Annotated in this window: 2 protein-coding genes, 1 other RNA gene and 1 pseudogene; 1 reads left to right on the forward strand and 3 read right to left on the reverse strand. The window is 70.7% G+C overall.

Going from position 1 to position 2,707, the window contains the following annotated elements; all coding sequences use genetic code 11:
- The 3 genes from VD972_RS01965 to rnpB form a co-directional block, all read right to left on the reverse strand.
- Positions 1–1,209 (reverse strand): TolC family protein (locus tag VD972_RS01965; RefSeq protein WP_324979877.1); only part of this gene is annotated, 1,209 nt, incomplete at its 3' end.
- A gap of 107 nt (positions 1,210–1,316) precedes the next feature.
- Positions 1,317–1,625 carry a hypothetical protein gene (locus tag VD972_RS01970; RefSeq protein ID WP_324979880.1) on the reverse strand — a complete coding sequence of 103 codons (309 nt, stop codon included), beginning with the start codon at positions 1,623–1,625 and terminating at the stop codon, positions 1,317–1,319.
- Positions 1,626–1,650: 25 nt separating this feature from the next.
- Positions 1,651–2,045: RNase P RNA component class A (rnpB, locus tag VD972_RS01975), an RNA gene on the reverse strand.
- Positions 2,046–2,207: 162 nt separating this feature from the next.
- On the opposite strand from rnpB, the pseudogene VD972_RS01980 reads away from it, so the two are divergent.
- Positions 2,208–2,707, forward strand: a pseudogene (locus tag VD972_RS01980) (hybrid sensor histidine kinase/response regulator); the annotation flags it as partial.

Consider the following 2,707-nt stretch of genomic DNA (forward strand, 5'->3'; position numbering starts at 1 on the left):
AACGGCGAGCCGAGTGCGGCCCAGAGCGGCGTGAAGGAGGCTGTCGAGGTATGCGGCGCGTGCTTCCAGCGTGTCGCGGCGCACGAGGAGGAACTCGGCGAGGTTCATCTCCCCGGCCTCGTAGGACTTGCGGGCGAGCGACTCGTTGTCGGCCAGCAGCGGGAGGGCCTCTCGCTCCAGGAGCTCCACGGTCTCCTGCTGCTTGCGGTACTGGGCGAGAGCGCTCTCCACCTGAGTCTCCCGAGCAAGGCGCGCGGCCTCCAGCATTCCCTGGAGGCGGTGCACCCGGGCCTCACCCGTCACGCGGGCCTCCTGGCCTCGGGAGAAGATCGGCAAGGGCACGCTCAAGGTGCCGAGGACGGCGGACTCATCCGCCTCGCGCTGGTAGCGGACGCCGAGGGAGACGTCAGGCCACGCAGCGCTCTTCCCCAGGCGCAGCGCGGCCTCCGCCTGCGCCAGCTCCGCCTCCAGCTCGGCAATGTCCGGGCGCGCCTGTGAGCTCGTGGAGGGGACCACGGGCTGGGAAGCCAGGGTGCGCAGCTCCCCGCGCACGGTCAGTGCCTGCCGGACGGGGAGCCCCAGCAGCACGCGGAGCTCGCCCAGGAGCGCGGCCTCCTCACCTTCCGTGCTCGCCACCACTGCCCGGGCGCGCGCGGAGGCCACCCGCGCCACGTGGACATCCACCACGGGAACGTCACCCGCTTCGAAGCGCCGCTGGGCGGATTGTGCCGTCTCCAAGGCCGCTTCCGCGGCGGCGCGAGCCAGGAGCAGCCGCTCCCGGGTGTGCAGGGCGCGCAAGAAGGTGGCTGCCACCTCGCCAAGGACGAGGCGCTCCATGTCCCGCTGGTGAGCGGTCTCACGGGCCAGGCCGGCGCGTGCGGCCTCCAGGCGTGCGCCGCGCTTGCCGCCTAGCTCGAAGGGCTGGACGAGCCCCACGGCCACATCCAGGCCTCGCTCTCCGGTGGAGAGGGTACGGGGGCCCGTCTGGGCTTCCAGGGTGGGGTTGTCGCGCAACAGGGGCGAAGCACCGGCCACGGGCCCCTGGGCCTCGGCCACACGGCCCGCGGCTTCCAGCAGGGCCGGGGCGCGCTGGCGGGCCAGGGCCAGGGTCTCTTGGAGGGTCAGCTCTGACGGCTGGGCCGCACCGGGGCGCGGCCAGAGAAGGGCGGCGGCCAGCCCGAAGGCTGCCGTCGCAAGGCGGTGGGACACGGGAGAGACCTCGCGGAGGCGTGCGAGCTCAGGAGAAGGCGGACCCCGAGCGCTGCGAGGGAGCACCTGCCCTGGCCTTAGAAGGAGGAGGGGACGGCGGACGTGGCCTACGCGAGAGCGGCTATGGGAACGTGCAGGATGTCGCCCGTATCGACGGGCAGCGGCTCCTTCACCTCATCCACCAGGGAGACCCCACCGGGAGGGCTCAACAGCAGGAGGGAGGAGCGAACCATCAGCACAGGACGCATGTGCCCGCAGCAGGTGCAGTCGACGCAGTCCGGGCTGCACTGCCCGCGCTCGTCATCGTCCGGGCAGCTCTGCGCGCACGCCTCGCCCGTGGAGACAGCGGGGTTGAAGCCCGAGCCGCCGACCGAGGCGAAGAGCAGCGCGAGGACGCAGAGCCAGATCCGAAGCACGCGGGGTTTGTAGCACGAAAGAAAGAACCGGAGCGGCCCTGTAAGCCGAGTTTTGTCCCCACCCCTTTCGAGGTGGGCGGCGAACATTCGTCTAGGGCCCTGGTTGCCCAGGGGCCTCATCAGCGAGCAACCCGAGCGCATCGGACGGGCAATCCTTGTCCCCTGACTGCTGAGACGCGCTCCTATTGGCTCTTGCTCCAGGTGGGGTTTACCGTGCCGCTCGAGTCACCCCGAGCGCGGTGCGCTCTTACCGCACCGTTTCACCCTTACCCGCCCCTTGCGGGACGGGCGGTTTGTTTTCTGTGGCACTGTCCTGCGAGTCACCTCGACTGGCCGTTAGCCAGCACCCTGCCCTCTGGAGCTCGGACTTTCCTCCCGCCACCCGTTCCTGCAGTGGCCGGCGTTCACCCGGGCCGCTCCGGCACCCAACCTCTTACAACAGGTGGGGGGCCTGGGTCACTCCGCGAGAGGGCGTCGGGTTCATTCCTTCTGGGCGGTGATATTTCTCCCAGGGATCGTGCCTGCCTGGTTGCCCACCGGCGGCATGCTTTCCTGGACGGTGGGTGCTACGACCGGCACCGGATGACACGGCTCGCACGTCCTGGCTCTCTCCGCCCCTGGCCACTGCGATGGCACCTCACCCTGCTGATCGCGGGGGCCCTGCTGCCGGTGGTGGCGTTCTCCGGGCTCATGGTGCTGCGGCTCACGGGCCAGATGCAGGACTCGATGGAGCGCCGCCTGCAGCGCTCGGCGCATGCGATGACCTGGGCCTTCGAGCGCGAGGTGTCGGCGACCATCCGGACGCTCCAGGCGTTGGCAGAGTCGGAGCAGCTCGACAGCGGCAACCTCGAGGGCTTCCGCGCCGAGGCCTTGCGAGTGCAAAGGACCCAGCCGTCCTGGCTCACGGTGGTGCTGCTGACGACGGAAGGCCAGCAGCTCGTGAGCCTGAGGCGTCCGCTCGGGACGCCGCTGCCCCGCGCGAATGAGCCGGAGAGCCTGCTCCGAGCCGTCGAGACGCGGCAGCCCGTGGTGGGGGATCTCGCGCTGGGAGGCATCCACCCGCAGTGGGCCTTTCCGATCCG

It is taken from the genome of Hyalangium sp., from assembly GCF_035629615.1.
Taxonomy (GTDB): domain Bacteria; phylum Myxococcota; class Myxococcia; order Myxococcales; family Myxococcaceae; genus Hyalangium.